The sequence below is a fragment of the Lacibacter sp. H407 genome (assembly GCF_037892605.1).
GTDB lineage: Bacteria > Bacteroidota > Bacteroidia > Chitinophagales > Chitinophagaceae > Lacibacter.
The window spans coordinates 2,419,301-2,442,530 of record NZ_JBBKTU010000001.1; the positions used below are offsets into that span (position 1 = coordinate 2,419,301).

Here is a 23,230-nt window from a genome sequence, read left to right on the forward strand (position 1 = left end):
ACATCATGATAACGAAAATAAAATCTTTCTCACTTGTTTTGTTCTCAGCTGTTGCATTACTTGCAGGCTGCGAAAAAAAGGAGTACAGCTTTGGCGATTTTAAAACGCCTGCTGATCTTACACTCACCGCAACGGTTGCAGGTGTTGATGCAAGCAATCCCAATGGAAACGGTACAGGCAATGTTGTTATTACAGCCACAGCTAAGAATGCGATTACGTATAATATTGATTTTGGCGATGGTAAAACACAAACTGTTCCGAGTGGTACGATCAATTATAAGTACAATAATCCCGGTACGGCTGATTATACTATTACAGTAAATGCCGTTGGTACAGGCGGTGTTGTATCTACCATCAGTAAAAAAATAAGAGTATTTGTACAGTTTGTAATTCCGCAGGAAATTATTATCGGTTTAACAGGTGGAACTTCAAAAGTTTGGGTAACCGCTAAAGATGAACCCGGACATTTTGGAGTTGGTGCTCCCGATTTTTTCTTTCCAAATTATTATGCAGCCACTCCCAACCAACGGGATCCATGCGTTTACGATGATGAGATTACGTTTACAAAAGATGCAACTGATAATATTCTTATGACTGTTGATAACAAAGGGCAATCCTTTTCAATTGGTGCATCTACTGCGTTTTATGGATTTGGTGGTGGTGATGCCTGTTTGAATATTCCTTTAACAGGAAGTAGAAAGCTTGTTTTCATGGATGCAACTTCTGCGTCTACCCCCGCTATTTCTACAAGAATTCAGTTTGATGTTCCGGGTAATGGATTGATCAATTTTGGAACAGGTGCTACAACGTATGAAATATTATCAATTACAAATGGTATTCTTCACCTGCGTAATATTGGAAGTGATGGTAATTCATGGTACCAGAAATTAAAAGTGAAATAAAAATGAAGTATTCATCATTTTTCATGCTGTTATTATCCGTGCTGTCTTTTTCTTCCTGCAAGAAAAAAGGCAGCCCGGGTACAACGGATACTGCGCCCACTAATCTTACACTTACGGCTGTAGTAAATCCTGATAACAGTGGTAACGTAAATTTTACAGCCACTGCCACTAATGCTGCAACGTTTGAATATGGTTTTGGCAATGGTGCATTTCAGAATGTGCCATCAGGTGCGGTAACGTATAAGTATGCGGCAACAGGTAATTACACAGTTACCGTAGTTGCAAAAAGTGCAACGGGAAAATCAACTACAAAGTCGATTGAAGTAACGGTGATTGTTTCTACATCATTAGTTTGGAGCGATGAGTTTAATACCAACGGCGCACCCGATCCTGCAAAATGGGGATACGATCTTGGTGCTGGTGGTTGGGGCAACAATGAGTTGCAGTATTATACCAGTCGTCCGGAGAATGTAATTGTGCAGAATGGTGTGTTGAAGATCAATCTCATCAAAGAAAATTTCAGCGGCAGTCCATACACATCAACAAGAATGCTTTCACGAGGAAAGTTTTCATTTAAGTATGGAACAGTTGAAGTGCGTGCCAAGCTTCCTGCAGGTGGCGGCACATGGCCCGCTATCTGGATGTTGGGCAACAACATCAGCACAGCCGGTTGGCCTGCATGCGGTGAAATTGATATTATGGAACACAAGGGCAATGATCTGAATCGCATCTATGGAACATTGCATTATCCCGGTCGTTCGGGTGGCAATGCTGATGGAAATACAAAAGTGATCAGCAATGCATCAACTGAGTTTCATATTTATAAATTAGAGTGGACGGCAGCATCAATTAAAATTTATGTGGATGGTCAAATCATTCACACAGTTGCGAATTCAGCTGCCATTCCATTTAACCATGAGTTTTTTCTGATCCTGAATGTTGCAATGGGCGGAACTTTTGGCGGAGCAGTTGATCCTGCCGTTACCAATGCAACCATGGAAGTAGATTATGTGCGGGTGTCATTATAAGAAACCGTACCATCAATTTTTATACAGCAGTTATTCTTATAATCAATAGCAAAGTGAATCATATTTTTTTGTTTAACTGAATATCTTTCACTTTCTGCTTTTTGATTCCTTAAAACAACATCGTTCATTCGTTCAAAACATACGATCATGATGAGCAGTATTTTTCGTACTACCTTTTTTTTGTTGCTGCTATGGAATTTCACCAATTGCAGTTCCGTGCTGGCACAATCAAAATATAAAAAACTGGTTTGGTCCGATGAGTTTACAAACACAGGTTTACCCGATAGCAAAAAATGGAATTATGATAAAGGCCGTGGCTGTCCGGATAATTGCGGCTGGGGTAATAATGAATTACAGTTTTACACACACGATCGCTTGGAAAATGCACGGGTGGAAAATGGAAAACTGATTATTGAAGCACACAAAGAAAATTTTGAAGATGCCAAATACACATCGGCACGATTGGCTTCAAAAAATAAAGGCGATTGGAAATATGGCCGTATTGATGTGAAAGCAAAACTGCCGGCAGGTACAGGTATGTGGCCCGCTATCTGGATGTTGCCTACCAAATGGGAATACGGTGGTTGGCCGCATAGTGGTGAAATTGATATTATGGAAAATGTTGGTTACTGGCCCGATTCATTATTTGCAACAGTACATACCGGAGCGTTTAATCATGGGCAAGGCACACAGGTAGGCACAGCTATTCCTGTAAGCGATCTTTCCACTGCGTTTCATGTTTATTCGATCGAATGGAGTGCTGATGAAATTATTTTTCTGCTCGATGGAAAAGAATATCATCGCTTTTCCAACAACAAACAAGGCAGTGCTGCCTGGCCGTTCGATAAAGAATTTCATTTGCTGCTGAATGTTGCAGTAGGTGGAAACTGGGGTGGTAAGTTTGGAGTAGATGATAAAATTTTTCCGCAGCGTATGGAAATTGATTACGTTCGGGTATATCAGTAATTCATTTATTGTTTTGTTCTTTCGCTTTTAGTAGTCGAATTCTTGTTAACGCTATTCAACCACACAATATGAAACGGCATTTCCTTGTCCTCTTGATTTGTTGCATCAGCAGTTCTGTTTTTTCACAACTAAGCAATGCAGCAAAAATGGATCGCTTTCTGGATTCATTGATCAAGCTAATGACGCTAGAAGAAAAGATCGGGCAAATGAATCAATACAGCAGCGACTTTGCTGCTACCGGTCCTATTACGCAGGATGGTGATAAGCAAACACAGGTGCGAAAGGGTTTGATCGGTTCTTATCTCAATGTAACCGGCGCAGAACGTACACGGTCGTTGCAGCAGATCGCAATTCAGTCACGGTTAAAAATTCCATTATTATTTGGGCAGGATGTGATCCACGGGTACAGAACAATTTTTCCATTGCCATTAGCTGAAGCAGCGAGTTGGGATATGGAAGCAATTGAATTGAGTGCACGTATTGCAGCTGTTGAAGCAAGTGCAGCCGGTATTCACTGGACGTTTGCTCCAATGGTTGATATTGGTCGTGATCCCCGTTGGGGCCGTGTAATGGAAGGTGCAGGTGAAGATCCTTTTTTAGGTTCATTCATTGCAAAAGCAAGAGTAAATGGTTTCCAGGGAAAAGGGTTAGGGTATACCGATGCAGTGATGGCTTGTGTAAAACATTTTGCAGCGTATGGCGCAGCAGTGGGAGGAAGGGATTATAACTCGGTTGATATGAGTTTACGCATGCTGCATGAAATTTATTTACCTCCATTCAAATCTGCTGCTGATGCAGGTGCCGCTACATTCATGAATTCATTTAACGATCTCAACGGAATACCGGCAACGGGTAACCGCTATTTACAACGTGATCTGCTGAAAGGCAAATGGCGCTACAAAGGTTTTGTGGTAAGCGATTGGGGTAGTGTAGGTGAAATGGTGAATCATGGATATGCAGCCGATAGTTATGAAGCCGCCATGTTGGCTGCGAATGCCGGCAGTGATATGGACATGGAAAGCCGTGCATACATTCAGCATTTGCCACGACTGGTACGTGAAGGAAAAGTAAAAATGAGTGTGATCGATGATGCCGTGCGTCGCATCCTTCAAAAAAAATATGAAATGGGTTTGTTTGCTGATCCTTACAAGTTCAGCAACGTAGAACGTGAAAAACAACAGTGGAACAATCCGCAACATCTGGAAGCGGCCAAACAAATGGCGCAGAAAAGTATTGTGTTGTTAAAGAACGACAAACAATTATTACCAATCTCGAAACAAACGAAAAAGATCGCAGTGGTTGGTCCGTTGGTAAAAGCAGTGAAAGAACATCTTGGTTTCTGGAGTTATGATTGGGATGATGATTCAGCACGCATACCCAGCCTGCACCAAGCTATACAAAATAAAACAGGCAGCAATACACAACTGTTCTATGCAAAAGGATGTGAGTTGACAGATACTAGCCGTGCAGGATTTGCAGAAGCAGTGGCTGCTGCAAATCAATCCGATGTTGTGGTCATGTATGTTGGCGAAACAAGAAACATGAGTGGCGAAGCAAAGAGCCGCAGCAATATTCATTTGCCTGGTGTACAGGAAGAATTGATCAAAGCAGTAATGGCAACTGGTAAACCGGTGGTCGTTTTAATTGCAGCTGGTCGTCCGTTGGTGTTTAATTGGACAGCAGAACATGTGCCAGCCGTTGTTTATACCTGGTGGTTGGGAACCAAAGGAGCGGATGCCATTGCTGATGTATTGTTTGGCGATTACAATCCTTCCGGTAAATTACCAATGACGTTTCCACGCAGCGAAGGACAAATTCCGATCTACTACAACTATTACAATACAGGTCGCCCTGCAAAAACAGAAACGGATGTAAACTATGTATCGGCTTATACCGATCTACGCAACAGTCCGCAGTATCCGTTTGGCTTCGGATTGAGTTATACAAATTTTCAATACAGTGTTATTAAACTGAATAAAGCAACGATCCGTGCAAATGAAAAATTAACGGCAACTGTAACCATAACCAATACCGGTAATTATGATGGGGAAGAAGTGGTGCAATTGTACATCCGTGATATCACCGGTTCTGTTGTTCGTCCGGTAAAAGAGTTGAAAGGCTTTCAAAAGATCAGGTTGAAGAAAGGAGAATCAAAACAAATTCAGTTTGTACTTACAGTAAACGATCTTCGTTTTTACAACGATCAGTTGCAATACATCTATGAGCCGGGTAAATTCAAATTGTACATTGGCGGCAACAGCAGGGATGTAAAAGAAATTGATTTCGAGTTAAAGAAATAAACAGGCAATCGATTAAAAAGTAAAACAAAACCCTTTCGATCATCGAAAGGGTTTTGTTTTTGAATGAAACATTGCTTCTTATTTGTGCTTTACCGTTTTCATCTGTATCACATCCACTAAAAAGGCGAATGCCATTGAGAAATAAATATAACCTTTCGGAATTTTAAACTGGAACCCTTCCGCCAGCAGCGATACGCCGATCATCATTAAAAAGCAAAGTGCCAGTATTTTGAACGAAGGATGTTTGTAAATAAAATCGCTGATGGGTTTTGATGCAATGAGCATAATGATCACTGTTACGATCACCGCAGTGTACATCACCCATAATTCACTCACCATACCCACAGCCGTAATGATCGAGTCAACAGAAAAAACAAGATCAAGCAAAATTACTTCGCCCAATAATTTACCAAAGCTGCTTTTAACGGGAATGCGTGGTGTTTCTTCATCAGCGATTTCGCTTTTGTGATAGATCTCTTTCGTGCTTTTGTAGAGTAAGAATAAACCACCTGCGATCAGGATCAGCGATTTGCCGGAGAACGCAATATCAAACCATGTAAACAACGTTTGGTCAAGTCGTAGTATCCACGATATTACGGCAAGTAATAACAACCGCATGATCATGGCCAGGCCAATACCCCAATAGCGGAGTTTGTTCCGTTGATCTTCCGGTAACTTATCTGCAAGAATGGAAATAAAGATGATATTATCAATACCAAGAATTACCTCTAATGCAATAAGTGAAATAAGGGCGATGATTGTTTCTGACATGGTTGATTGATTATTGCTTCAAGATAGGTTTTTTTATAAAAGCAGTTGCGTTGTGTGGAAGTTGAACCCCGGTTGCAATACCTGCTTACATCCTCAAAGCCTCTCTAAACTTCGGAGCAATCGATAAAGTATCAGTAATAAAAATCGAATATAAACTAATCCTTTACCTGCCTCGGGTAGCAGATATTCTGATCATCTTATTTCTCCAATTCTTTCGTCATTGCCTTTATAAATCCTTCTTTATCTTTTTTCACCTCTTTCAACATTGCTTTTCTGTCGGCCGGAATAGTGAAATATTTTTCAGCCCATAAGTTTATTTCAATCATTAAAGGAAGCAGATCAATTCCTTTTTTGGTTAACCTGTATAACACTTTTGCTTTACTCTCAGGATGCTCTAATTTTTCAATGATTTTGCTTTCTTCAAGTATCTGTAATCTTGAAGCCAGAATATTGGTGGCTATATGTTCCGGGGCTTTTAGAAAATCACCATAGGTACACTCTTTTGCAAACATAAGGTCCCTGATAATCAACAGCGACCACTTATCTCCCCATATATCAAGTGAACTGCTAACAGGACAATCTGATCTTTTTTTGAGTTTGGGCATAAAAATATTTTTAAAAACCACTTGCATTTTGCAAGTAATTTGTATATTGCACTTGCAAAATGCAAGTAAAAGTACAAAACAATAAGAAATGAAACAAACAATTCTGGTAACCGGTGCTTCTTCAGGCTTTGGGTTACTGATTGCCAAAAAGCTCCACCAAAGTGGGTATACTGTAATTGGAACAAGTCGTGACCCGGAAAGGTATGCAGCAAAGTTGCCTTTCAAAATGATCGCATTAGACCTTGATTCAGAAGAATCAATCAACACTTTTTCAGAAAGAATTTATAAGGAAATAAGTCAGTTGGATGTTCTGATTAACAATGCAGGCTTTTTGGTTTCAGGGATTGCAGAAGAAACGCCCATTGATTTAGGCAGGCAACAATTGGAAACAAACTTTTGGGGAACGATTAAGGTAACCAATGCTGTATTGCCACATTTCAGAAAACAGAAGTTTGGTAAAATAATAACGGTAGGCTCAATAGTTGGTCTTGTATCGTTTCCCAATGCTGCTTACTATGCAGCTTCCAAACATGCATTGGAAGGATATTTCAAATCATTACGTTACGAATTGAACGGGTTTAATATCAGTGTTGCGATGATTGAACCTTCTGCTTTTAAAACAAGCATCCTGGATAATTCATCTTCACCTTTCACAAAAATTGAAGACTACAATACGTTAAGGGGTAAAATTAAAAGCTTCACTAACGACCTGGCCGAAAAAGCCGAAGACCCGGCAATGGTTGCAGAAAAAGTGCTTAAAGTAGTTCAATCAGAAAATCCCAAATTCAGGAACATCGTTGGCAAGGGCACTTCTGCTTTGATCAATCTGCAACATTTTGCGTATGGTATTCTGGAAAAAAATGTTCTTAAACAATTAAACAGTTTATAAAATGAAAGCGTATTCAATAGCAGTATTGCTACTGACAGGCTTTACTAACAGTTCATTTTCACAAACAACCAATCAAACTATTTCAATCATGGCAACAACAAATCTGCAAAGTGGAAATGCAACGAATGCCGGTTACACTTATGCAACAGTTCCCACTAAGTTTGTGGAGGCTAACGGAATAAAGATCGCCTATCGTTCCTATGGCAAAGAAGGCGATATACCTGTTATTTATTTCAATCACTTAACAGCAAACCTTGATAATTGCGATCCAAGAATTATGGATGCAATTGCAGCACATCGTCATATTATTTCCTTTGATTACAGAGGCGTCGGTGCAACAAGCGGCGAGCAGGGAACAAGTATTGCTGACATGGCAAAAGATGCGATTGCTTTTATTGATTCGTTGGGATACAAGCAAGTTGATATTGTGGCTTTTTCTATGGGAGGTTTTATTACGCAGGAACTACTTTTAATTGAACCGGCTTTGGTACGTAAAATAATACTTGCAGGTACAGGCCCTAGAGGTGGAGAGGGAGTTAGCGATGTGGTTGGCTTAACGTACAAGGATATTTTTAAAGGCATCTTCACATTCAGAGACCCCAAGTTTTATTTGTTCTTTACACAAAACAAAGTGGGGAAAGAAGCAGCCCGAGATTTTCTGAAACGTTTAAACGAAAGAACAGAAAACCGGGATAAGAAAGTAAAACTGAGTGTATTGAAAAAACAACTGCAAGCTATTGCTGCCTGGGGGAACGATACCCCTGCCGATTTAAGCGTTTTTAAACATCCTGTATTAGTAGCAAATGGTGATCATGACAGAATGGTGCCAACAACCAACTCGTATGATTTGGCAAAGCGTTTTCCAAATGCAGAAATTGTAATTTACCCTAATTCAGGACATGGTGGTATTTTTCAATATCACGAAGAATTTATCACACAGGCATTAAGGTTTTTAGTAAACTAAAAAATATAGAAATGAAAGCATTCGTATTAAAACACTACGGTAAAAAAGAAAAATTACAACTAACTGAAATAGCAGAACCTGCTGTAAAGGCAAATGATGTATTGGTACAAATACATGCAGCAGGTGTAAACCTGTTGGATTCAAAGATCAGGGATGGTGAATTCAAACTGATCTTGCCTTATAAAACTCCATTTACGTTGGGGCACGATGTGGCAGGTGTGGTTACAAAAGTTGGTGGAAACGTTCAAAAATTTAAAGTTGGTGATGAGGTTTATGCAAGACCTGCCGATCATCGCATTGGTACATTTGCAGAATTTATTGCGATGAATGAAAACGATGTGGCGCTTAAACCAAAAAATCTTTCGATGGAAGAAGCTGCTTCTATTCCATTGGTTGGTTTAACAGCATGGCAGGCACTTGTTGAAAAAGCAAACCTGAAAAAAGGGCAAAAGGTTTTTATTCAGGCAGGCTCAGGCGGCGTAGGCACATTCGCCATTCAGTTAGCAAAACATTTGGGTGCAACTGTGGCCACAACAGCAAGTGCAGGCAGTTTTGATTTAGTAAAAAGCCTCGGTGCTGATGTTGTTATTGATTACAAAAAGGAAGATTTTGAAACCGTATTAAAAGATTACGATGTAGTGTTGAATAGTCAGGACACAAAAACACTTGAAAAGTCGTTACGGATATTAAAGTCAAAAGGGAAAGTTATTTCTATCTCTGGTCCTCCCGATCCGGAATTTGGAAAGCAAATAAATGCGAATTGGTTTTTAAAAACGGTATTGAAATTTTTAAGTTCCGGAATCAGGAAAAAGGCGAAACGGCTTGGCGTAAACTATTCATTTCTTTTTATGCGGGCACAGGGCGAACAATTAAGTGAACTTACAAAACTGATTGAGCAAGGAATTATAAAACCTGTGATGGATAAAGTGTTTCCATTTGAACAAACGAATGAAGCGATGGCGTATGTGGAAACAGGAAGAGCAAAAGGAAAGGTGGTTGTTAAGATCAAATAGTTTGTTCTATGCCTTGGCTCATATGAACCAAGGCTGGTCCTGCTAAAGTAATAATGCGGCAATTGTATTACTTCTTCAACGCCTCCTTCACTTTCGGTACGATCTTCGTTCCATAAATTTCAATTGATTTCATCAACGATGCATGCGATGGTCCACCCACATCCATATGTGCGGAGAAACGTGTTAACCCAAACAACTCCTGCATCTGCAGAATTTTATCAACAGCTTCGTCTGCATCACCAATAATTAATGCACCTTCTTTACCTCTGCCATAATCATATTGATTGCGTTGATAAGGAGGCCATCCACGACTGCGGCCTACACGATCCATCTGTCCGGCATATAACGGATAATATTCGTCTGCTGTTTGTTTACTGTCTTCACCAAAAAAGCAATGCATATGTACTCCTACTTCAAACTTGTTCATGTCGTGTTTGAAATGTTGATACACTTCTTTGTTATACTTGAACAACGGTTGAAACTGTGCAGGGCTGCCGCCAATAATTGCAAAGATCACCGGTAAGCCTGCTTTGGCTGCACGTACTACCGACTCCGGTGTGCCGCCTACTGCTACCCAAATGTTGAGATGATTATTTACAGCACGTGGCAACACTTCCTGATTTTTCAATGCTGGGCGATACTTGCCTTTCCAGGTTATACGGTCTTCGTTATTTATTTTTTGTAAGAGGTCTAATTTTTCTTCGAACAATCCATCGTAATCGTTGAGGTTATAACCATACAAGGGGAACGATTCAATAAAACTTCCACGTCCGGCGGTGATCTCTGCACGGCCATTACTCAATTGATCGATGGTAGCAAACTGTTGATACACACGCACCGGATCCGTTGAGCTTAATACCGTAACCGCACTGCCGAGTTTAATATTTTTTGTAACAGTTGCGGCGGCGGCCAGAATAATTTCAGGCGTTGATACCGCATAGTCAGGACGGTGATGCTCACCAATGCCGTAAAAGTCGATACCCAACTCATCCATCAGTTTAATTTCTTCGATCAACTCCCGCAACCGCTGACCCACCGGTAGTGCTTTACCATTCTTATCGAAATGATTATCGCCAAACATGCCTACACCTAACTCCATATTCGTTTATTTTGAATGCAAAGATAAGAGAGGAAAGAAGAGCAGATCGAAGCGCTTGATTAAAATACTCCCGGCTTATTTAATATCCGTCCACCATTGACGGAATGTTTGCGTACTGTCTTTCAATCGTACAGGCTCCCCAATAATGGGTGTTACTAAAGGGATCGAAAGTTGTTGATTCAATTCAGTAATCTTTTTTAAAGGTTCATCCCAGGAATGATTTGCCAATGCAAATTTGGATGAATGAACAGGAAATACCCGTTTTGCACCCAGATCTTTTGCTGCCTGCAATACTTCGTGTGGTAAGGTATGAATGGCCTGCCAGGCTACATTGTATTGCCCGTTTTCAAGAATGGCTAAGTCAACCGCTCCGTATTTTTCAAAGATGCTTTTAAAGTGAGTATCGTATCCACTATCGCCGCCAATAAAAAGTTTGATCGATGGTGTTTGTAAAATATACGAACACCAAAGTGTGTTGTTGCGGGTAAAACTTCGTCCGGAAAAATGACGGGCAGGTGTTACGGTAACCTTGAACTGACTGTCTAACTGAAACGCATCATGCCAATCTTTTTCGATGATCATTGATGTATCGAAACCCCATTGTTCAAGGTGCGATCCTACACCTAATCCGCAGATCACCTTGCTCACTTTTGTTTTCAGCTTCAGTATGGTTTCATAATCCAGATGGTCATAATGATCATGTGTAATAAAGAGATAGTCGATAGCAGGCAGATCATCTACTGTGTACATCTCTGTTCCAATAAACGATCTGGTAGTGCCGGGTATCGGCGACGCATTTCCACTAAACACCGGATCAACCAAAATACGCTTGCCCTCCAGTTGCATAAAATAGGAAGAGTGTCCAAACCAAATCAAAACATCTTCTTCTTTATTGAGTTTAAAGAGATCTGTTTTTATATGCGGAATACTATCGATCGGAGCCCTGTTTGGATGCTTCCTGAAAAAAAAGTTGTACAGTACACCGGTCATGCTGTATCCTTTGGTGAGTGAAGGTGTAAAACTCAGGTTCTGAAACTTTCCGTTTTTAAAATTGGGTGATTGTTTCATACGTTCTAGCCGTTCGCCTGAAGGAGCCTTTCCGAATTTATCCTGCCGGATGTAGAAAAAAGTAACTGTTGACAGTACCAATGTGGTAGCGAATACAAAGATCATAAGTCGTTTTATAAAAATGAATAGTTTTCGTTTCATGTATTTTTTTGAAAAGATGTGCAAAGGTAGTGTTCGTAAAGCGGCGTGTAAGTTTGCAGATAAAGAAGAGAGGCTCATTGCAGCACAAGTGATTCCGTTTCAGGCAAATTCTCTCATCTTTGCAGCATGCACCCTTCGCAGCTTCAGATCAACGATTTTACATACGATTTACCAGACGATCGAATAGCCCGTTATCCTTTAACTGAACGGGATTTAAGCAAACTGCTTATTTACAAAGAAGGAACCATTGCAACGGATGTGTACCGTAATCTGCCGCAACATCTGCCCGATAATGCGTTTCTCGTTTTCAATAATACCAAGGTAATTGAAGCACGTATCATGTTTCAAAAATCAACAGGTGGTACCATTGAGATTTTTTGTCTGGAACCGGCAGCAGGAGCAGAGGTAACAGAAGCGATGACAAGCCGGGGGGCGGTACGCTGGACCTGTCTTGTAGGTGGTGCCGGTAAGTGGAAGCAACCGTTTTTAGAAAAACATCTCAGCACACAGCAAGGGGATGTGTTGTTGAAAGCTGAAAAACTCAAGCAGGAACAAGGCACATTTGAGATCGAATTGAGTTGGGATCATCCACAATTCACGTTTGCAGAATTGCTGCACCATGCAGGTATATTACCGTTGCCACCGTATCTGCAACGCCAATCAGAAGCGGCTGACTATGACCGTTATCAAACCGTGTATGCAAGGCACGAAGGTAGTGTGGCTGCACCAACCGCCGGTTTGCATTTTACACCACAACTATTGCATCAATTGCAGGAAAAAGGTATCCGACACCAGTTTGTAACATTGCATGTAGGAGCAGGCACGTTTCAGCCCGTGAAGAGTGAACGAATGCAGGATCATCCCATGCACCGGGAGTGGATCGAGATCACAAAAGCTGATATTGAAAATTTGATACAACATGTCAACGATCCTGTTATTCCTGTTGGTACTACATCGCTTCGCACCATTGAAAGTTTGTACTGGATGGGTGTAAAAGCAATGCTCAATCCTGCAGCTACCTTGCAACAACTGGAAGTGCAACAGTGGGAAGCGTATGATCTGCCGTTACAAACCGCCACCGCAGCAGAGGCATTAAAAGCATTGCTGGGTTGGATGGAACAACAAAAAACAGATCAACTCATCTGCCATACACAAATATTAATTGCTCCGGGTTACCGGCTTCGCATTGCTACAGCCCTTATCACCAATTTTCATCAACCCAATTCTACATTGTTGTTGTTGGTCGCTGCTTTGCTGGGTGATGATTGGAAGAAAATCTATGAATATGCGCTGGCAAACGATTTTCGTTTTTTGAGTTATGGCGATGGGAGCTTGTTATGGAAAGATGCAGTTAGGTAGTCTCCAGCCAATCGATGTTAGTGGAAACGAATTCGGCTATTGTCTTTACTAACATCTAATAGCTGAGAGTTGCAAGCTTTTTTCTTGTCCATTTCAACCCAAGCACTACCTTTGGTTTGTAGTTCGAAAACCAATCAACCAAATTGGTTCGTATCCTCACTTAAATTCTATTTGTGGGAAAGCACACGTCAAAAGTTACAACGGCAGGTTTATTAATTGCATTAGGCATTATTTATGGCGACATCGGAACTTCTCCCCTGTACGTTTTCAATGCTATCATTGGTGGCAGAGTTGTATCAGAAACTTTAATTGTTGGTGCACTGTCTTGTATCATCTGGACATTGACCTTGCAAACAACTATTAAGTATGTGATCATGGTGCTGCGTGCCGATAATAAAGGTGAAGGCGGCACTTTCTCACTATATGCATTGGTAAGGCGAAGAAGAAAATGGCTGGTGATCCCTGCCATGATCGGTGGTGCTTCATTGCTGGCCGATGGTATTATTACACCGCCCATCTCTATTACATCTGCCATTGAGGGTTTGAAAGTATTGCCGCAGTTGCGTGATCTGCCGGTGAACACCATTGTAACGATCGTACTTATTATTCTTTCGCTGTTCTTTTTCATGCAGCAGTTTGGTACAGGTTCAATCGGTCGTTTGTTTGGCCCCGTTATGATGGTTTGGTTTACCATGCTGGCGGTGCTGGGTATTGTACATGTGTTTGATGATCTCAGCATTTTCAAAGCGGTGAATCCGTATTATGCCTATGATTTCCTCGCCAATTATCCGGAAGGGTTCTGGCTGTTGGGAGCGGTGTTTCTGTGTACCACGGGTGCAGAAGCATTGTACAGTGATCTGGGACATTGCGGAAAAGATAATATTCGTTTGTCGTGGGTGTATGTAAAAACCTGTTTGCTCATTAACTATTTCGGACAAGGGGCGTCACTCTTGTCAAAATACAACGGCAAACTGATCGATAGTACGTTCAAAGCCGAAACCGGTATTCATGCGTTTTACGATCTTATGCCGCATTGGTTCATTATTGCAGGTGTGGTAATTGCAACTTCGGCTGCTATTATCGCCAGTCAGGCAATGATCGCCGGTGCGTTTACACTCATAAGTGAAGCCATGCGTTTGAACCTGTGGCCCCGTTTAAAAATTAATTATCCCAGTGAAGAGCGAGGACAGTTGTTCATACCCGGTATGAATCTGTTTATGTTCTTCGGTTGTGCGTTCGTGGTATTGTATTTCCGTGAATCATCAAAAATGGAAGCAGCTTATGGTTTGGCGATCATTGTAACCATGATCATGACCACATTGCTGTTTGCGAATTACATGGTATTGCATCGTGTAAAGCCAATCTATATTTATATTTTCCTCGCCGGTTATCTCATTATTGAAGTGGCTTATCTGGTAGCGCTCATGGATAAGTTCCTGCACGGCGGTTATATTACACTGGTCATTGGATTAATGATGTTCCTGGTAATGTACGTATGGTACCGTGCCCGCAAAATTAAAAACCGGTATGTTGAGTTTGTACGGCTTGATCATTACCTGCCCATGTTGCAGGAGTTGAGCAATGATATGACGGTAACCAAACATGCAACGCATTTGGTGTACCTCTCCAGTGCTAACAATCCAAAGGAAATTGAGCATAAAATTATTTACTCTATCCTCAACCGTAAACCCAAGCGTGCCGATATTTATTGGTTTGTGCATGTGGATACATTGGATGATCCTTATACCTGCGAATTTGAAGTAACCACCATTATCCCCAATGAAGTGATTCGGGTTGAATTCCGTTTAGGTTTCCGTATGCAGCCACGTATCAACCTCATGTTCCGTAAAGTAGTGGAAGATATGGTGAGCAACAAAGAAGTAAATATTACGAGCCGTTACGAAAGTTTGCAACGTAATAATGTAGTAGGTGATTTTCAATTTGTGGTGATGGAAAAATTCCTGAGCCAGGATAATGAGCTGCCATTCTTTGAGCGGATCATTATGCGGTTTTACTTCCTTGTGAAACGCATCGGGCTCAGCGAAGAAAAAGGCTTTGGTTTGGATCAAAGTAATGTAGCGGTTGAAAAATTCCCGCTCATTGTAGCACCCATCAGCAGTTTAAAACTCAAACGTATTTACAGGGATGAAGAAGAATAGTTAGTAGTTGATAGTTTGTAGTTTATTTAATCCGGTTATTCTGCCTAACTTGAAATAGCTCTACATTAATGAATACAAACCACAAACTATAAACTACAAACTGTAATTTGTCGCCAACTTTTCTCTATATCATTATCGGTTATGTCCTGTTGATGGTGATCGCTTATTTCATCCAGGAGAAATTTATTTTTAAGCCGGAGAAACTGGCTGCCGATTTTGAATTTAAATACGATGCTCCTTTCAAAGAGGTAAGTTTTAATCCCGAACCGGGTGTTACTATCAGCGGTATTCATTTCAATGTAAAAAATCCGCACGGACTCATCATTTATTTTCATGGCAATACCCGCAGTATAAAAGGCTGGGGAAAATATGCACGTGATTTTTTTCGGTTTGGGTATGATGTGTTGTTGGTCGATTACCGTGGCTTTGGAAAAAGTATTGGCAAACGAAGTGAAGTGGCGATGCTCCGTGATATGCAGTTTGTGTACGATCAGTTGTGTCTGCAGTTTCCGGAAGATCATATTCTTGTTTACGGGCGAAGTATGGGCAGTGGGTTTGCAAGTAAACTGGCAGCGGATAATCGTCCCCGTTATTTGATCCTTGATGCACCTTATTACAGCTTTCGAAAAGTAGTAGAACGGTTTTTACCTTTTTTGCCGATCCGTTTTGTATTGCGGTTTCATTTGCGAACCGATCAGTGGATCAAAGAAGTAAAATGTCATACCTATATTATACATGGCACGAAAGACTGGCTCATCCCCATACGGCACAGCGAACGGCTGCAAGCCATTAACCCACGTCGTATTACACTCATCCGTATTCATGGTGGCGGACATAATAATCTGCCAACTTACCCGGAGTATCATAATTTTATCCGTGATATTCTGAAAGTATAATTATGCAGGTAAAGACAAAACGAAGGTTGTGGCTGATAGTAAAAACCATTCCGGTAATTTATGTACTGGGTGGTTTGGCATTGTGGTATTTACAGGATTCAATTTTCCTTCATCCCATTCAGTTGCGGGCGGGTTATGTGTTTTCGTTTACACAACCACATGAAGAAATGAATATTCCCATTGCTGAAAACCGTATTCTCAATGTTGTAAAATTTTTTCCGAACGATACTGCAGATGTTGCAGGTGTTGTATTGTATTTCCATGGCAACAGAGAAAATATTAATCGCTATGCCGACTGTGCCGGTTATTTTACACGCAATGGTTATGAAGTGTGGATGCCTGATTATCCCGGTTTTGGAAAATCAACCGGTAAGTTTCGTGAAGAGCATTTGTACAATGATGCAGCTCTTTTGTACAAACTGGTGAGCAAACGGTTTGCTGCTGACAAGATCGTTATCTATGGCCGATCGTTAGGAACAGGCGTTGCAACAGAATTGGCCAGTCAACGACCATGCAAGCAATTGATCCTTGAAACGCCGTATTACAGTTTACCTGAATTGGCGGGAGCGCATTTTCCGTTTTATCCAACACATTCCATGTTGCGGTTTGATTTTCCATTGTACCAATTTCTTCCGCTAGTAAAAGCACCTGTTACCATTTTTCATGGTACAAACGATGGCGTTATTCCATATAAACATAGTTTGCGTTTAAAGCCATTGCTGAAAAAAGGCGACGAGTACATTACACTTCCGAAGGGCAGACACAACAATTTAGCGGTGTATAGTTTGTTTCATGAAAAAATTGATAGTTTGTTGTTGAAGTAATAATATCAGTTGTCCGTATAACCTTCTTGTTTTCCCATTTACAGAATCTCTCATTTAGTCAAGCACTTCGTCCGTCATGTCGAGGCACGAGACATCTCTCCGATGAAATGATTTTACCGACAAAGAATGGGTTTAAAAATCTGAGCGAAAGAATTAATTATTTAGCACCTGATTCTTTAGAGATGTCTCGTGCCTCGACATGACGATTGTATTAGACTGATTAATTACAGTCATAACAAATCAAAAATGAGAAGAAGAAGAAAAATCAATTACCTGCATTTACCAGCATTTCAAAGTGAATACTGATAAGGTCGTCGATCTTGATGATGTTAAACGGAGTTCTTGGCCGGATCTCATACTCACTCATGAGAATGTCTTTACTGGCAGTTAACCGGTAGAGATTGTCTTTGGTACGCATCATTTTTACGTTGATGAGTTGTGCTTTGCTGATGCCCGCAATACTGATGGTAGTGTTTACATTATAGTTGTACACTTTGCCGGGCTGCATTTCTTTTTCGTTGTGTTGAGGTAAGGCATTCAACAGGTCAACTGTAATAAACGGAAATTCATCTGCTTTCAGTGCTTTGTGCATATCCCTGTTCATTACATTGTTTCTGCAGCTGAGTAATTTTGTTTTTACACGAAGCCGTGCATTTTTAAACTTGATAAGTCTGGTAGAAGGATTGATATCACCATCAAGAATCGCCGGTTGAAATTTATCCTTGCAGTCGCATTTAAATGTGTTCACATTGGTAGAGCCGAGGAGAAAGAGCTGGCTTTTTTCATCGATATGATAGGCCACACGAATGGGCACTACTTTATCAGCAGATAGGAAGAGAAGAGATAATAATATGAACAGCAGACGTAACATGATTGGTTTGAATGAACAAAGCCCCGTTTGTTCAACAGGGCTTTGTTAGTTTGTGCAATTAGAATCCTACCACTGCCTCAACAACCACTCCTTTGAAGTTGCCTCCGTTCAGTATGTTTCCTGTTGCATATCCTTTATAGTTCTGATTAACATATTCGCCTTTCAGAAGTACATTTTTAGTTAAGAACCAACCTGCGCCAAATGCTACACGATCAATAGTTTGTTCAGTTGTTGCATTTACCAATTCGCCTTTTACCTGGTTGTAACGAACACCAAGGAATACGTTTTCTTTTGCACCAATTCTGTAAACGCCATCTACTGCAAACTGATTCACTTTACGTTTAGGAGTATTCGCAACTTTTTCGGCGATGGTGCGTCCCTGCGCATTTTCGTAAGTACCGAATAATTCAAAACCTTGCAGTTTAATCAATGTGTTGAATTGTAATGCTGTGATCTGGTTTGTAAAGTTTGGACTGATACGGCCAGAGGTAAAGTTGTCTTTTGCAGTTGCTGAAGAACTTTCCATCACCATCCAATAGTTACTACCGGTACGGTCGCCTGCATACAGTGTACTGCGACCAGAGCTGCTGTTATGATAAACAGAACCAGACACTCTTACTCTTAAATCGCTGTTGATTTGTTTGTCGTAAGCCAGTTTACCAACTAATGAAGGGTTACGTTTGTAAGTCTGGGGATTTGATGATGAAACAGTTGGAAGCTGTACGCCACCGTTGATCAAACCATTGGTTGCACTTAAAACACCGGTGAATCCATTCTTGCGTAAGATCACTTCAGCACCGATCTCTGTTGCAAAAGCGTCCATGATATAGTTTTCAATAAAGGGATTGTAGAGAGTTTGTCCACCATCTGATCTGCGGAAGTGCTGATCACCATAGTTCACTTGCATGTGACCTATTTTCAGGGTTACTACTTTGAAGATATCGTCCCACACTTTTCCTTTAAATGGAACTTTATCGAACTGGATGTAACCACCTTTTACCCAAGCTTCGTTGTGGTGACGTGCTGAAAGATAAGTAACGAGGTTCAAAGCGATACCATCTGCCAGTTGCACATCAATATTCAAGTTGGCTTGTGCCAGGTTAAAACCGGATTTTAAACGGGGATATAAAGCAGGACTTCCTGCGGTATTTGAATGTTTTAATGATTGAAACTGTTGTGTGAAACCTGCGCCGATGCGAACTTTCAAGCCATCAAAAGAAGTAGCACTGTCTTTAGGAGATTCGAATACATTGATACCACTTTGATCGTATGGACGCCAGTTTTGAATTTTTGCCTGCTGACCCTGCATTGCTAAAGGTGATAGAAGAAGTGCGATTGCGGCACATTTTCTCAGACAGTTTGTGATGAAACGTTTCATATTTGTTTTTTTAAAATTTTGGAGAATTGGTTATTGATTATGCTTTTTTAAGAATTACATCGTAAGTAAGTGTTACTTCATCGCCCACTTTCATGGCACCCAACATAAAGCTTGGAGGTTTGATACCGTGGTTACTCATCAGTATTTTGCGTGTGCCTTTTACTTCCAGATCACCGTTTGCAAGTGTTTTGATCCGCAAAGTAAGATCAGTTGGTTTTGTAACACCGCCCAATGTAAGGTTACCGGTAATGTTCATGATTGTTTCGGCACCGTTCTGTTTTACACTCAGCACTTTTGTAAATACATAAGTGATCTCAGGAAACTTATCAGCTTTTAATGTGCTGTGTGTGCGACCATCCATCAAGTCAGAATCTTTTGTGCTTTTAAGTGATTTGGTTTGCACTTTAACAGTTGCTGCATTTATTTTTTCCAGCGTTGTATTATTTAAACCAAAGTCGCCGTTTACCACAACGTTTGTTGCTTTTGAACTCCAGTCGTGCATGTTAGATGTGCCGTTGATTGTTAATTGTACAGACTTGGTGCTGTATTTACTTTGTGCACTTACTGTTCCTGCAATGAGCAGTGTAGCGAGAAACAGAAGAATTGATTGGCGTATCATAATTTGTTGTTTAATTGTTTCGTGTTCAAATTGACTCCACAAATATTGGAAGGGTACGATTGCTGTAGAATGACTTCATACAGGTTTTCGAGTGACTTGTGTCACATATGCAAGTGACGGGGGTCAGGCAAGGAGTATGTAAACTCCTCAAATGCTTTGCTGCAGAGGGTTTCAGCGGGCGATGCCCGGACTGATCTAAAACAAAAAAAGCCTGTAGTTGATATTCTACAGGCTTTTTCTTGAACTGAAATGAATTATTGTTCTTTTAGCAGAACTGTTTGTTTACTTACACTTAACTGGTACGACGCACCTACTTTCAACGCAAGATTTTCTTTATCATGACTTACAGGAAATCCAAAGCAAACAGGATACTTGTATTCATTGATGAGATCATGAATGATGTTATGCACTTTTTTTCCAAAAGGCCGTTCTGTATCCTGCATATCAGTAAAGCCTCCGATAATGAGGCCTGCAAGATCATTTAATTTACCACTGCGTTTTAATTGATGAAGCATACGATCAATATTGTAATGCTGTTCACCAATATCTTCTAAGAACAAAATTTTTCCTTTTGTTTGATAATCGCTTTTGGTACCGATTAGGTGTGTGATCAATGCAAGATTACCACCCACAAGTTCAGCAGTAGTTTTTCCGGTATGATTCAAGCGATGTGGTTTGCAGCTATAAGCTGTTTTCTTTCCTTCCAGTGCAGCTTTGATAGATTGTACATATTTGTTCTTGTGCCCACCGTCATTAAATGCTGACGCCATAGAGGAATGCAGTGTAGCAATTTTAAAATTCCGGTTGATGTGTGCATGAAAAATAGTGATGTCACTAAAGCCAATGATCCACTTTGGATTTTTTTTGAACGCAGTAAAATCCAATTGATCAATGATGCGTCCGACACCATAACCACCACGTCCGCAAAGAATGGCTTTTACTTCCGGCGCATCCAACATTGCCTGGAATTCATTCAAACGTTCTTCATCCGTTCCACTGAAATAGGTTTTTGATTTGCTGCCGAGCGTTTTGCCCACTAATACTTCATATCCCCATTGTTGTAACACAGTGATACATGTTTCTGCTTTTTCTTTCGGCATATAACCTGCAGGGCAAGTGATGGCAATGGTATCGCCTTTTTTTAAGTAGGGGGGCTGTTTCATCATAAAAAACTATTTTACGCTAAATTTTAAGAATGGTTTATTCGTTTTTACGGTTTGTCGCTGTGCCACTTGCTTTCATCGGTTGGATCTTGTTTCAGTTATTTGTAAAGAAAAAGCGTTTACGTGATTTACAAAATGATATTTTGACCATCGCTGCATTTCTTTTGATCTGGGTCTTGTTGATTTGGTTTGTCAGGTCATAGTTCCTGTAACAAGCTTCCTGTGTTTGATACAGTGAGTTTATGTTTTACGCCACATTTCAATGCGTAATTATTTTTCTGATGCCCAACAGGAAAATCAAAACAAACAGGATAAGTACAACCCGCTATTTTTTCCATTACGATCTCGTACAGATTCTTGCCAAATTCTTCGGCGGCATCTTCGCTTGCTTTGATCTTAAATCCACCAACGATCAATCCGGCTAAATGATCAAGCTTATCGCTACGTTTTAAATTCCAGAACATCCGGTCGATGCTGTACAGATATTCACCGGTATCTTCTACAAACAGAATTTTGTTGGTGGTGCGCAGATCGCTTTTACTTCCTGCCAGCGATTCGAGTGTTTTTAAATTTCCACCCACCAATGTTCCTGTTGCGGTTCCCGCCCGGTTCTTTTCATTTGCAGGAGCTGTATATTTCATTTCAACTCCTTTTAATGCATCACGGATAGAAAGAATGGTTTCTATTTGAATTGGTTCTGCTTTACTCCAATCATCAGGAAAACTGTTGCACATTTTTGAATGAATGGATGCAATACCGTAGTTGCGGTTAAGATGGCTATGTAGTACCGTAATATCGCTGAAGCCGATCATCCACTTAGGATGTATTTTCATTTTAGAAAAATCGAGCTGGTCAACAATGCGTACAAAACCATAACCTCCTCTTGCACAAAGAATGGCTTTTACAGTGGGGTCATCGATCAACTGTTGAAAATCTGCTCTTCGTTCATCATCTGTTCCGCCAAACGTGAATTCCCGTTTGCCGATGCTGCTGCCGATCTTTACTTTGAACCCCCAGCTTTCAATTTGCTGAATGGCGGGTTGAATTTCTTTCTCGGTAATATAGCCGGCCGGTGAAGTTATGCCAATGATATCACCTGCTTTCAAATAATGCGGTACAATGGAAGCAGCTTCTGACTCCTGATCCAAACGTGATGCAACAGACGGCAATCCGGCACCTGCCACAAATAACGACGAAACAAATTGCTGACGGTTCATCCTTAAAAATAAGAAATACTCATAAGGCAGAAAGGTTATAAATTCATAGAGTAAAAAATATACCATGCGTTTACTGCTTGCATTTGTTGCTCTTTTGTTTGTCGGAATCGTATCTGCACAAACTTCCGTTTCATTTGAAAAGAAAGAATACAATTTTGCCGACGAAAAAGTGCTTCCTTATCGTATACTCTACCCGGAGAATTATGATAAAACAAAGAAGTATCCGCTTGTGCTGTTTCTGCATGGGGCAGGGGAACGGGGTAATGATAATGAGAAGCAATTAGTACATGGTTCAAAACTCTTTCTTGATGCAGAGAATCGGAAAAAGTTTCCGGCTATTGTGATCTTCCCACAATGTCCTGCCAATTCTTTTTGGGCATCGATAAAGATTGATACATCAGTGAAGCCACGTGTACTCGCATTCGACTACACGGGTGAAGCAAACTGGCCTTTAACTGCTGCCAATGAATTAGTACATAAAATAGCCAGTGAAGAAGCCGTTGATAATCGACGCATCTATGTTGCAGGATTATCCATGGGTGGTATGGGTACGTTTGAAGCGGTGTATCGTAATCCAACATTATATGCAGCAGCATTGCCGATCTGTGGCGGTGCTGACTTGAACAGTTACAGCAATTGGACGGGCAAAACTCCTTTCTGGATTTTTCATGGCGATGCAGACCCGGTTGTGAATGTAAAATTGTCGAGAGACGCACATGAAAAACTGAAGTCCATCAAAGCAAAGGTAAAATACACAGAATATCCCGGTGTAAATCACAACAGTTGGGATAGTGCATTTGCCGAATCTGATTTTCTTAAATGGATGTTTGGGCAGAAACGAAAAAAATAATTGAATTTATCCGATAAACGATGCCAACCCATGGGTTGGCATCGCCGTTTCAGCATGTTTGGGTAATGAAGCTGTTTATGGTACTTTTGCAATCCCCTGCTGTGAGGCTTCGGCGCATAGAATTACAAAGCGTACAAGTGAGTGACAC

21 protein-coding genes are annotated in these 23,230 nt (G+C 40.7%); 12 read left to right on the forward strand and 9 right to left on the reverse strand.

Features of this window, described 5'->3' with window-relative positions; translation table 11 throughout:
* The first annotated feature begins 5 nt into the window (after positions 1-5).
* From WG989_RS10575 to bglX, 4 genes are all read left to right on the forward strand, one after another.
* Entirely contained in the window at positions 6-902 is an 897-nt protein-coding gene (locus WG989_RS10575) for a PKD domain-containing protein (RefSeq protein WP_340429306.1), read from the forward strand.
* Between the two features lie 23 nt (positions 903-925).
* Complete coding sequence (locus WG989_RS10580; protein ID WP_340429308.1) at positions 926-1,930, forward strand: family 16 glycosylhydrolase; 1,005 nt, start codon at positions 926-928, stop codon at positions 1,928-1,930.
* 147 nt (positions 1,931-2,077) lie between these two features.
* Entirely contained in the window at positions 2,078-2,896 is an 819-nt protein-coding gene (locus WG989_RS10585) for a glycoside hydrolase family 16 protein (protein ID WP_340429309.1), read from the forward strand.
* A 68-nt stretch (positions 2,897-2,964) separates the two neighbouring features.
* Positions 2,965-5,196, forward strand: coding sequence for a beta-glucosidase BglX (gene bglX, locus WG989_RS10590; RefSeq protein WP_340429310.1), 2,232 nt, complete (start codon positions 2,965-2,967; stop codon positions 5,194-5,196).
* A gap of 78 nt (positions 5,197-5,274) precedes the next feature.
* On the opposite strand, the gene WG989_RS10595 is transcribed toward bglX, so the two are convergent.
* The gene (locus tag WG989_RS10595) at positions 5,275-5,967 is read right to left on the reverse strand and encodes a TerC family protein (protein ID WP_340429311.1); all 693 of its coding nucleotides are present in this window, start codon (positions 5,965-5,967) and stop codon (positions 5,275-5,277) included.
* A gap of 197 nt (positions 5,968-6,164) precedes the next feature.
* Complete coding sequence (locus tag WG989_RS10600) at positions 6,165-6,572, reverse strand: winged helix-turn-helix transcriptional regulator (protein WP_340429312.1); 408 nt, start codon at positions 6,570-6,572, stop codon at positions 6,165-6,167.
* 88 nt (positions 6,573-6,660) lie between these two features.
* Here WG989_RS10600 and WG989_RS10605 point away from each other — a divergent pair, with 88 nt between their 5' ends.
* The 3 genes from WG989_RS10605 to WG989_RS10615 are packed head-to-tail and all read left to right on the forward strand — an operon-like array spanning position 6,661 to position 9,438.
* On the forward strand, positions 6,661-7,461 hold the full coding sequence (locus WG989_RS10605; protein ID WP_340429313.1) for an SDR family oxidoreductase: 801 nt from the start codon (positions 6,661-6,663) through the stop codon (positions 7,459-7,461).
* Between the two features lies 1 nt (position 7,462).
* Positions 7,463-8,425: an alpha/beta fold hydrolase gene (locus WG989_RS10610; RefSeq protein WP_340429314.1), complete on the forward strand. Its 963-nt coding sequence runs from the start codon at positions 7,463-7,465 to the stop codon at positions 8,423-8,425.
* A gap of 11 nt (positions 8,426-8,436) precedes the next feature.
* Positions 8,437-9,438, forward strand: coding sequence for an NADP-dependent oxidoreductase (locus tag WG989_RS10615; RefSeq protein WP_340429315.1), 1,002 nt, complete (start codon positions 8,437-8,439; stop codon positions 9,436-9,438).
* Between the two features lie 67 nt (positions 9,439-9,505).
* Here WG989_RS10615 and WG989_RS10620 read toward each other — a convergent pair whose 3' ends face one another.
* Both WG989_RS10620 and WG989_RS10625 read right to left on the reverse strand, forming a co-directional pair.
* Positions 9,506-10,537 carry an LLM class flavin-dependent oxidoreductase gene (locus tag WG989_RS10620; RefSeq protein WP_340429316.1) on the reverse strand — a complete coding sequence of 344 codons (1,032 nt, stop codon included), beginning with the start codon at positions 10,535-10,537 and terminating at the stop codon, positions 9,506-9,508.
* 75 nt (positions 10,538-10,612) lie between these two features.
* Positions 10,613-11,746 (reverse strand): MBL fold metallo-hydrolase, encoded by a 1,134-nt coding sequence (locus WG989_RS10625; protein ID WP_340429317.1) that lies wholly within the window; start codon positions 11,744-11,746, stop codon positions 10,613-10,615.
* Positions 11,747-11,872: 126 nt separating this feature from the next.
* Here WG989_RS10625 and WG989_RS10630 point away from each other — a divergent pair, with 126 nt between their 5' ends.
* From WG989_RS10630 to WG989_RS10645, 4 genes are all read left to right on the forward strand, one after another.
* Positions 11,873-13,105, forward strand: a complete 1,233-nt coding sequence (locus WG989_RS10630) for an S-adenosylmethionine:tRNA ribosyltransferase-isomerase (protein ID WP_340429318.1) — start codon at positions 11,873-11,875, stop codon at positions 13,103-13,105.
* Between the two features lie 173 nt (positions 13,106-13,278).
* Positions 13,279-15,264, forward strand: coding sequence for a KUP/HAK/KT family potassium transporter (locus WG989_RS10635; protein ID WP_340429319.1), 1,986 nt, complete (start codon positions 13,279-13,281; stop codon positions 15,262-15,264).
* Between the two features lie 107 nt (positions 15,265-15,371).
* Positions 15,372-16,160, forward strand: a complete 789-nt coding sequence (locus WG989_RS10640; RefSeq protein WP_340429320.1) for an alpha/beta hydrolase — start codon at positions 15,372-15,374, stop codon at positions 16,158-16,160.
* A 2-nt stretch (positions 16,161-16,162) separates the two neighbouring features.
* A complete protein-coding gene (locus tag WG989_RS10645) occupies positions 16,163-16,984 on the forward strand; it encodes an alpha/beta hydrolase (RefSeq protein ID WP_340429321.1) in 822 nt (273 codons plus the stop codon).
* 265 nt (positions 16,985-17,249) lie between these two features.
* Here WG989_RS10645 and WG989_RS10650 read toward each other — a convergent pair whose 3' ends face one another.
* The 5 genes from WG989_RS10650 to WG989_RS10670 form a co-directional block, all read right to left on the reverse strand.
* The gene (locus tag WG989_RS10650; RefSeq protein WP_340429322.1) at positions 17,250-17,855 is read right to left on the reverse strand and encodes a hypothetical protein; all 606 of its coding nucleotides are present in this window, start codon (positions 17,853-17,855) and stop codon (positions 17,250-17,252) included.
* A 58-nt stretch (positions 17,856-17,913) separates the two neighbouring features.
* A complete protein-coding gene (locus WG989_RS10655) occupies positions 17,914-19,233 on the reverse strand; it encodes a hypothetical protein (protein WP_340429324.1) in 1,320 nt (439 codons plus the stop codon).
* A 37-nt stretch (positions 19,234-19,270) separates the two neighbouring features.
* Positions 19,271-19,852: a YceI family protein gene (locus tag WG989_RS10660; protein WP_340429325.1), complete on the reverse strand. Its 582-nt coding sequence runs from the start codon at positions 19,850-19,852 to the stop codon at positions 19,271-19,273.
* Between the two features lie 254 nt (positions 19,853-20,106).
* Complete coding sequence (locus tag WG989_RS10665; RefSeq protein WP_340429327.1) at positions 20,107-21,018, reverse strand: S66 peptidase family protein; 912 nt, start codon at positions 21,016-21,018, stop codon at positions 20,107-20,109.
* A 194-nt stretch (positions 21,019-21,212) separates the two neighbouring features.
* A complete protein-coding gene (locus WG989_RS10670) occupies positions 21,213-22,298 on the reverse strand; it encodes a S66 peptidase family protein (RefSeq protein ID WP_340429328.1) in 1,086 nt (361 codons plus the stop codon).
* On the opposite strand from WG989_RS10670, the gene WG989_RS10675 reads away from it, so the two are divergent.
* Positions 22,297-23,082 carry a carboxylesterase family protein gene (locus tag WG989_RS10675; RefSeq protein ID WP_340429329.1) on the forward strand — a complete coding sequence of 262 codons (786 nt, stop codon included), beginning with the start codon at positions 22,297-22,299 and terminating at the stop codon, positions 23,080-23,082. The genes WG989_RS10670 and WG989_RS10675 overlap by 2 nt on opposite strands.
* Positions 23,083-23,230 lie beyond the last annotated feature (148 nt).

What these genes read in the sequence shown, in the direction of transcription:
- WG989_RS10675 (WP_340429329.1), top strand. Translation starts at nt 22,297, where the DNA reads ATGCGTTTACTGCTTGCATTTGTTGCTCTTTTGTTTGTCGGAATCGTA.
- WG989_RS10655 (WP_340429324.1), bottom strand. Translation starts at nt 19,233, where the DNA reads ATGAAACGTTTCATCACAAACTGTCTGAGAAAATGTGCCGCAATCGCA.
- WG989_RS10625 (WP_340429317.1), bottom strand. Translation starts at nt 11,746, where the DNA reads ATGAAACGAAAACTATTCATTTTTATAAAACGACTTATGATCTTTGTA.
- WG989_RS10575 (WP_340429306.1), top strand. Translation starts at nt 6, where the DNA reads ATGATAACGAAAATAAAATCTTTCTCACTTGTTTTGTTCTCAGCTGTT.
- WG989_RS10600 (WP_340429312.1), bottom strand. Translation starts at nt 6,572, where the DNA reads ATGCCCAAACTCAAAAAAAGATCAGATTGTCCTGTTAGCAGTTCACTT.
- WG989_RS10580 (WP_340429308.1), top strand. Translation starts at nt 926, where the DNA reads ATGCTGTTATTATCCGTGCTGTCTTTTTCTTCCTGCAAGAAAAAAGGC.
- WG989_RS10665 (WP_340429327.1), bottom strand. Translation starts at nt 21,018, where the DNA reads ATGATGAAACAGCCCCCCTACTTAAAAAAAGGCGATACCATTGCCATC.
- WG989_RS10595 (WP_340429311.1), bottom strand. Translation starts at nt 5,967, where the DNA reads ATGTCAGAAACAATCATCGCCCTTATTTCACTTATTGCATTAGAGGTA.
- WG989_RS10615 (WP_340429315.1), top strand. Translation starts at nt 8,437, where the DNA reads ATGAAAGCATTCGTATTAAAACACTACGGTAAAAAAGAAAAATTACAA.
- WG989_RS10660 (WP_340429325.1), bottom strand. Translation starts at nt 19,852, where the DNA reads ATGATACGCCAATCAATTCTTCTGTTTCTCGCTACACTGCTCATTGCA.
- WG989_RS10620 (WP_340429316.1), bottom strand. Translation starts at nt 10,537, where the DNA reads ATGGAGTTAGGTGTAGGCATGTTTGGCGATAATCATTTCGATAAGAAT.
- WG989_RS10670 (WP_340429328.1), bottom strand. Translation starts at nt 22,298, where the DNA reads ATGGTATATTTTTTACTCTATGAATTTATAACCTTTCTGCCTTATGAG.
- WG989_RS10645 (WP_340429321.1), top strand. Translation starts at nt 16,163, where the DNA reads ATGCAGGTAAAGACAAAACGAAGGTTGTGGCTGATAGTAAAAACCATT.
- WG989_RS10650 (WP_340429322.1), bottom strand. Translation starts at nt 17,855, where the DNA reads ATGTTACGTCTGCTGTTCATATTATTATCTCTTCTCTTCCTATCTGCT.
- WG989_RS10610 (WP_340429314.1), top strand. Translation starts at nt 7,463, where the DNA reads ATGAAAGCGTATTCAATAGCAGTATTGCTACTGACAGGCTTTACTAAC.
- bglX (WP_340429310.1), top strand. Translation starts at nt 2,965, where the DNA reads ATGAAACGGCATTTCCTTGTCCTCTTGATTTGTTGCATCAGCAGTTCT.
- WG989_RS10630 (WP_340429318.1), top strand. Translation starts at nt 11,873, where the DNA reads ATGCACCCTTCGCAGCTTCAGATCAACGATTTTACATACGATTTACCA.
- WG989_RS10605 (WP_340429313.1), top strand. Translation starts at nt 6,661, where the DNA reads ATGAAACAAACAATTCTGGTAACCGGTGCTTCTTCAGGCTTTGGGTTA.
- WG989_RS10585 (WP_340429309.1), top strand. Translation starts at nt 2,078, where the DNA reads ATGATGAGCAGTATTTTTCGTACTACCTTTTTTTTGTTGCTGCTATGG.